Source organism: Streptomyces solincola (assembly GCF_002982015.1).
In the GTDB taxonomy this organism is placed as follows: Bacteria; Actinomycetota; Actinomycetes; order Streptomycetales; family Streptomycetaceae; genus Streptomyces; species Streptomyces solincola.
Window position 1 is genome coordinate 1 of record NZ_PVLV01000042.1, and the last position, 4,934, is coordinate 4,934.

A 4,934-nucleotide genomic window follows, 5' to 3' on the forward strand; every position below is an offset into this window, starting at 1 on the left:
CGCCGCCCTCCCCACGTACGCCTTCCAGCGGGAACGCTTCTGGAGCGAGCCGCCGCGGGAGGCCGGGGACGCCGGGGCGCTCGGTCTGGACGCCTCGCCGCACACCTGGCTGGGTGCGGTCACCCCGCTCGCGGACGGGGAAAGCCACCTGATCACCGGGCGGCTGTCCCGCGAGGAGCACCCCTGGCTCGGCGACCACGTCCTCTTCGGCGAGACCGTGGTGCCCGGCACCGGGCTGCTGGAGCTGGCCACCGCCGCGGCCCACGAGGTGGGGGCCGACTCGGTCGCCGAACTCACCCTCGCCGAGCCGCTGGTGGTCAACGACCCGGTCCGGCTCCAGCTCTCCGTGGGCGCGCCGGACCAGTCCGGCCGCCGCCCGATCACCATCCACAGCCGCCCGGAGAGCGCGCCGGCCGGCACACCCTGGCGGCGGCATGCGAGCGGCGCGCTGCGCGACACCGCGCCGGCCGCCACGCCCGCCGACGACGAGGCGTTCGCCGCACTCGCCACCGGATGGCCGGCGGCCGGTGCCGAGGCCGTCGATCCGGCCGCCGTGTACGCGGACTTCACCGCCCAGGGCATCGACTACGGCCCCGCGTTCCGCGGGCTGACCGGACTGTGCCGCACGGGCGGGGCCGGCTATGCCGCCGTCCGCCTCCCGGACCCCGGCGCGGGCGCGGACTACCACCTGCACCCGGCCCTGCTGGACACCGCCCTGCACACCATGAAGGCGGTCACCTCGGGACGCGGCGAACCCGAGGGCGCTCTGCTGCCCTTCGAGTGGACCGACGTGCGGGTGTACGCCGTGGGCAGCGGCGAGCTGCGCGTGCGGGTCGAGGTGGAGCCCGGCGAGGCCGGGCAGACGCTCACCCTGTGGGCCGCCGACAGCGAAGGCCGGCCCGTCGCCCGGATCGGCGGCCTGAGCCTGCGCCGCGCCACCGCCGACCGGCTGCGGGCCGCCCTCACCGGTGGCGCCGAGGACCTGCACCGACTGGACTTCACGCCGGTGCCGGACGACGCCACCCGGGGCGCGGCCACCGCCGAACTGGTGCTCAACGGCGACGGCCGCACCGCCGAGGCACTGGGCGCGGAGCAGATCACCGGACTGGACGCGCTGACCGAACGGCTCGGCGTCCTGCCCGCCGCGCCGGCCAGGGTCGTCGTCGACATGACCGGCCTGCCGCCCATCTACAGCGCGCCCGAAGCCGCGTACAAGGCCACCGAGCACACCCTCATGCTGCTCCAGGGGCTGCTCGCCGAGGAGCGGCTGTCCGCCACCGAACTGGTCTGGCTCACCCGCGGCAGCGTCGCCGCGGCGGACGGCGACACCCTGGAGGGGCTGGCCTACGCCGCGCTGTGGGGGCTGCTGCGCTGCGCCCGCACCGAGCACCCCGAGCGGCGGCTGAGGCTGGTGGACATCGGCCCCGGCCCGGTCGACCCGACCGCCCTGCGCACCGCCCTCGCCGTCACCGGCGAACCCGAACTCGCCGTCCGCGAGGGCGCGGTGCGGGCCGCCCGGCTGCTGCGCGCCGAACCGGCCGCCGCCCCGGCGACCGGCGCAAGCCGCGCGCTCGACCCGGACGGCACCGTCCTCGTCACCGGCGGCACCGGCGAGCTGGGCCGCGAGGTCGCCCGGAACCTGGTCCGCCGACACGGGGTGCGCCACCTGGTGCTGACCTCCCGGCAGGGGCCCGACGCCCCCGGCGCCGACGAGCTGGTCCGCACCCTCACCGACGACGGCGCCGTGAGCGTCCGGATCGTCGCCTGCGACGCCTCCCGGCGCGACGCGCTCGCCCGGGTCGTCGCCCTCGCCGACCCCGCGCACCCGTGGACCGGCGTGTTCCACCTCGCCGGCATCCTCGACGACGGGATCGTCACCGCGCAGACCTCCGAGCGGCTCTCCCGCGTGATGGCCCCCAAGGTCCGCGGCGCCCACTACCTCGCCGAGCTGACCGCCGGATGCGACCTCGCCGCCCTGGTGTTCTTCTCCTCGGCCGCCGGCACCGTCGGCTCCGCCGGGCAGAGCGTCTACGCCGCCGCCAACAGCTACCTCGACGCGCTGGCCGCCAAGCTGCGCGCCACCGGCCGCCCCGCCACCAGCCTCGCCTGGGGCCTGTGGCAGCAGGCCGGCATCGGACTCACCGCCGCCCTGGGACGCGCCGAGATCGAACGGCTGCGCCGGCAGGGCATCGCGCCCCTGCCGTTCGACACCGGGCTGCGGCTCCTGGACGCCGTGCTCGCCCGCCCCGCGGCCAACTTCGTCCCCGCCAGGCTCGACCTGGCCGCCGCCCGGCGCGAGCTCGACCAGGGCCGGCCCGCGCCCGCCCTGTACCGCGCGCTGGTCCGGCCGCCGCTGCGCCGGGCGGCCGGCGGCGGCGTACGCCAGGAGCCGGCCGCCGCCCCGCAGGGGCTGCGCGAGCGACTGCTGGCCGTCGCCCCCGACCGGCGCGGCGACCTCACCGTGGACCTGGTGCTCGGCGAGGTCGCCACCGTGCTCGGCCTGGACGGTCCGGGCGCGCTCGCCCCCGACCAGGTGCTGAAGGACCTCGGCCTGGACTCCCTGATGGCGGTGGAGCTGCGCCGCCGGCTCTCCGGGGCGACCGGGCTCACGCTGCCCGCGACCCTCGCCTTCGACCACCCGACCCCGGAGCACATCGCCCGGCTGATCGTCACCCGGATGGAGCCGGCCGCCGCCGCCCTTCCCGTACCCGCCGCCGAGGAGCGGTCGGTGGCCGAGCTGAGCGCCGAACTCGACGCCTTCCTCGCCGAGGCGGGCCTGGACGACCTGGGCTGAGCCGCTTGAGGCCGGCTTGAACGACCCGGGCCGAGCCGCCCGGGCCGGGCTCACCGACCCGGGCGCGAAAGCCCAGGTCGGCACCGCCCCCGCACCGACCAGGGTGCCGGGGGCCTCCGGCATGCCCGCGGCGCGTCCAGCCGTCGTCCACCGCCGCTCAAGTGCCCCGTCCTTGGATGGGTCAGGTCCCCACAGGACGACAACGGCCGCGTCATCAGGACCGCTGCCCGCTCGCGCCGGTCGCCCAGAAAGGCTCGATGGTGTCGAACTCGCATCAGGACCGGATGGAAGCAGCCCTGCCCGCGATCCGGGCCCTGCAGAAGCGCGCCGCCGAGCTGGAGGCCCAGCGCTCCGAGCCGATCGCGGTCGTGTCGATGGCGTGCAGGCTGCCCGGCGGCATCGCCTCGCCCGAGCGCTTCTGGGAGCTGCTGGCCGCCGGTGGCGACGCGACCGGGGACCTCCCCGAGCGCTGGAAGAGCCTCGACCTGTACGACCCCGACCCGGAGGCCGAGGGCAAGAGCTACGCCCAGCGGGGCGGCTTCCTCGACGACATCGAGCACTTCGACGCCGCCTTCTTCGGCATCAGCCCGCGCGAGGCCATGTCGATGGACCCGCAGCAGCGGCTGGTCCTGGAGACGTCCTGGGAAGCCCTGGAGCGCGCCGGCCTGCCCGCCGACACCCTCAGCGAGTCCCGCACCGGCGTCTACCTCGGCACCATGGGCTCCGACTACGGCGACCTCGGCCTGGACCTGGACGCCCTCGACGGCTACGTCAGCACCGGCAAGGCCAGCAGCGTCCTGTCCGGCCGCGTCTCCTACTCGCTCGGCCTCCAGGGCCCGGCCATCACCGTCGACACCGCCTGCTCCTCGTCCCTGGTCTCCCTGCACCTGGCCGTGCAGGCGCTGCGCGGCGGCGAGTGCGAAGTCGCCCTGGCCGGCGGCGTCACCCTGATGAGCGCGCCGACCCTCTTCGTGGAGTTCTCCCGCCTCAAGGCGATGGCCCCCGACGGGCGCTGCAAGTCCTTCTCCGCCGACGCGGACGGCGCCGGCTGGTCGGAAGGCGTCGGCGTCCTCGTCCTCAAGCGCCTCTCCGCCGCCCAGCGCGACGGCGACGACGTCCTCGCCGTCATCCGGGGTTCGGCGGTGAACCAGGACGGGCGCAGCCAGGGCCTCACCGCCCCCAACGGCCCCTCCCAGACCCGCGTCATCCGCGACGCACTCGCCGCCGCCAAGCTCGCCGCCGCCGACATCGACGCCATCGAGGCCCACGGCACCGGTACGTCGCTGGGCGACCCGATCGAGGCCGGCGCGCTCGCCGAGGTCTTCGGCCCCGACCGCGACCCGGCCAACCCGGTCCGCCTCGGCTCCGCCAAGTCGAACATCGGCCACACCCAGGCCGCCGCCGGCGTCATCGGCGTCATCAAGATGATCCTCGCGCTGGAGCACGAGCAGCTCCCGCGCACCCTGCACGCCGAACAGCCCAGCGCCCTCGTCGACTGGGACACCAGCGGACTCGAGCTGGTCCAGGAGCCCCGCGACTGGCAGCGGAACGCCGACCGGCCCCGCCGCGCCGGGGTCTCCTCCTTCGGTCTGAGCGGCACCAACGCGCACGTGGTGCTGGAGGAGGCCCCGGCGCGGGAGGCCGTGGCCGCGGCCCCGGTGGAGGGTCCGCTTCCGGTCGTCGTCTCCGGCCGGACGGAGTCCGCGTTGCGCGCCCAGGCCGCGGCCTGGGCCGACTGGCTGGAGGGGGACCCCGGCGTGCCGCTCGCCGGCATCGCCCGCACCGCCGCCCGGCACCGCACCCACCTGGAGCACCGGGCCGCGGCGGTCGCCACGGACACCGAGGACGCCACCAGGCTGCTCCGCGCCCTCGCCGAGGGCCGGGCCGACGACGCCGTGGTGTCGGGTACGGCCGGACGTGCCGGCCGGGTGGTGTTCGTGTTCCCGGGTCAGGGTCCGCAGTGGGTGGCGATGGGTCGTGAGCTGCTGGCCGGTAGTGCGGTGTTCGGGCGGGTGGTGGGTGAGTGTGATCGGGTGTTGGCGCCGTTGACGGGGTGGTCGGTGCGGGATGTGCTGGCGGGTGTGGAGGGGGAGGGGCTTCCGCCGGTGGATCGGGTGGATGTGGTGCAGCCTGCGTTGTT

General features: G+C 76.3%; 2 protein-coding genes. Both read left to right on the forward strand.

The window, feature by feature from the left end; all coding sequences use genetic code 11:
- The coding region (locus C6N75_RS03105; protein WP_146132473.1) for a type I polyketide synthase at positions 1 to 2,794 on the forward strand (2,794 nt) is incomplete at its 5' end.
- Positions 2,795 to 3,051: 257 nt separating this feature from the next.
- A partial coding sequence (locus C6N75_RS03110) for a type I polyketide synthase (RefSeq protein WP_258177194.1) occupies positions 3,052 to 4,934 on the forward strand: 1,883 nt, incomplete at its 3' end.